General features: G+C 73.2%; 3 protein-coding genes. All 3 read right to left on the bottom strand.

Features of this window, described 5'->3' with window-relative positions:
- Positions 1–603: NADH-quinone oxidoreductase subunit C (locus V7E46_RS33405; RefSeq protein WP_333771907.1), on the bottom strand; the 603-nt coding region annotated here is incomplete at its 3' end.
- Positions 600–1,373, bottom strand: coding sequence for an NADH-quinone oxidoreductase subunit B (locus V7E46_RS33400; RefSeq protein WP_333771906.1), 774 nt, complete (start codon positions 1,371–1,373; stop codon positions 600–602). The genes V7E46_RS33400 and V7E46_RS33405, both read right to left, overlap by 4 nt.
- The gene (locus V7E46_RS33395; RefSeq protein ID WP_329175684.1) at positions 1,364–1,765 is read right to left on the bottom strand and encodes an NADH-quinone oxidoreductase subunit A; all 402 of its coding nucleotides are present in this window, start codon (positions 1,763–1,765) and stop codon (positions 1,364–1,366) included. The genes V7E46_RS33400 and V7E46_RS33395 overlap by 10 nt, the downstream gene beginning before the upstream one ends.
- Positions 1,766–1,967 lie beyond the last annotated feature (202 nt).

Here is a 1,967-nt window from a genome sequence, read left to right as displayed (position 1 = left end):
GGCGGGGGCAGCCGGGAGCTGGCCCTTGAGCGGGCCCCACTCGTTCGGGTCCGGCACCCCGGGCGGCTGCATCTGCCGCCGCTTGGGGCCGCCGTCGTGCGACTCCCCCGGCTCCTTCGCGCCCGGCCAGGCCTTCGCGACCCGGGCGGCGAGCACGAAGTCCTTGCGCAGCGGGTGCCCCTCGAACTCCTCGGGCAGCAGCAGCGGCAGGAGCCCGGGGTGCCCGGTGAAGGCGACGCCGAACATCTCGTACGTCTCCCGCTCGTGCCAGGCCGCGCCCGAGTAGACGCCGGTCGCGGTGGGGACGGCGGGGTCGTCGTGCCCGACGGTCGTCCGCAGCAGCAGCCGCCGTACGCCACCGCCGCCCGCGGCGCCGCCGGAGTGCAGGGCCACCACGTGCGCGCACACCCGGAAGCCGGTGCCTGGCTCGTCGACCGCGCTCAGCCAGTCGAAGAAGGTGCAGCCCAGCTCGTCGCGGGCCGTGGTCAGCGCCGCCACCCACGCCTCGGGCGGCACATCGACGGTCAGCAGGTCGTACGCCTCCTCGGCGGTGGCGCCCGCGCCGAAGATCTCCGCGGCCTCCCGCGGCAGCCAGCCCGTCACGGCGTGTCCCCCGAGCCCGAGCCCGAGCCCGAACCGGCGCCGGAGTCAGAACCGGCGTCAGGCCCGGATGCGGCACCCGGTGCGGCCGGCGGGGTGACGAGCCCGCTGGTCAGCGCCTGGACGGACGGCCTGGCGGGGGCGTACCGCTCCGCCAGCGACTCGCGGGCGATCTTCTCCTGGAGCTTGAGGATGCCCTGGAGCAGCGCCTCGGGCCGCGGCGGGCAGCCGGGGACGTAGACGTCGACCGGGATGATCTGGTCGACGCCCTTGGTCACCGAGTACGAGTCCCAGTACGGGCCGCCGCAGTTCGAGCAGGCGCCGAAGGAGATGACGTACTTCGGCTCGGGCATCTGCTCGTAGAGCCGTTTGACGGCCGGGGCCATCTTGTCCGTCACCGTGCCCGAGACGATCATCAGGTCGGCTTGCCGCGGCCCGGGGGCGAACGGGATCACGCCGAGCCGGATGAAGTCGTGCCGGGCCATCGACGCGGCGATGAACTCGATCGCGCAGCAGGCGAGGCCGAAGTTGAAGACCCACAGGCTGTAGCGGCGGCCCCAGTTCAGGACCACCTTCATCGGCTCGGGCGCCAGCCGGGACAGCGGGCCGAGCCGGCGCGGCTCGGGAAGCAGCTCGGGCGGTGCGACGGAGGCGCCCGCGCCTCCCGCACCGCCGGAGCCGGAGCCAGCGACGCTGAGGCCGGGGACGCCAGGAACGCCGGAGCCGCCGGAGGCAGCAGCCTGGGCCGCCGACGCGGCCGGGGTCAGGTCCATTCCAGGACGCCCTTCTTCCAGGCGTAGAGCAGCCCGACCGCGAGGAAGCCGATGAAGACGAACATCTCCACCAGCGTCGTGCCCCCGTAACCGGGCGCGGCGAAGACCGTCGCCCAGGGGAAGAGGAAGATCGCGTCGACCGCGAAGATCACGTAAAGGAAGGAGTACACGTAGTAGCGGATCTGGGTGTGCGCCCAGTCCTCGCCGACCGGGTCGACCCCGCATTCGTAGGTGAGCATCTTCTCCGGCGTCGGCACGACCGGCCGCAGCAGGCGGCCGGAGGCGAAGGCGACGGACACGAAGAGCACACCGACGACTGCGACCAGGCCGACGACCGAGTAGCCGTGGAAGTAGTCCACGTCCGTCCGCCCCTCGTTGACTCGTTCACTCATCGACCGGTGGTGTCCAGCGATCCGGTTGGATCTTTAGCCGATCCATACGGGGGGAGTCTAGGCCCTGGCCTGTTCGGCACTGTCCGCCGTGTCCCCTCAGCCGGACGGCTCCGCCGCGGGACGGCCCCTCCGCGTCCACCCGGGCAACGCCCCGGCCGCAGGACCGGCCCCCCGCAGCCCGCCCGGGGACAGCGGCCCGGCC

The sequence above is a fragment of the Streptomyces sp. IBSBF 2435 genome (assembly GCF_036815005.1).
In the GTDB taxonomy this organism is placed as follows: Bacteria; Actinomycetota; Actinomycetes; order Streptomycetales; family Streptomycetaceae; genus Actinacidiphila.
The sequence above is the reverse complement of the archived record's forward strand: the minus strand, read 5'-3'. Positions and strand labels throughout refer to the sequence as shown.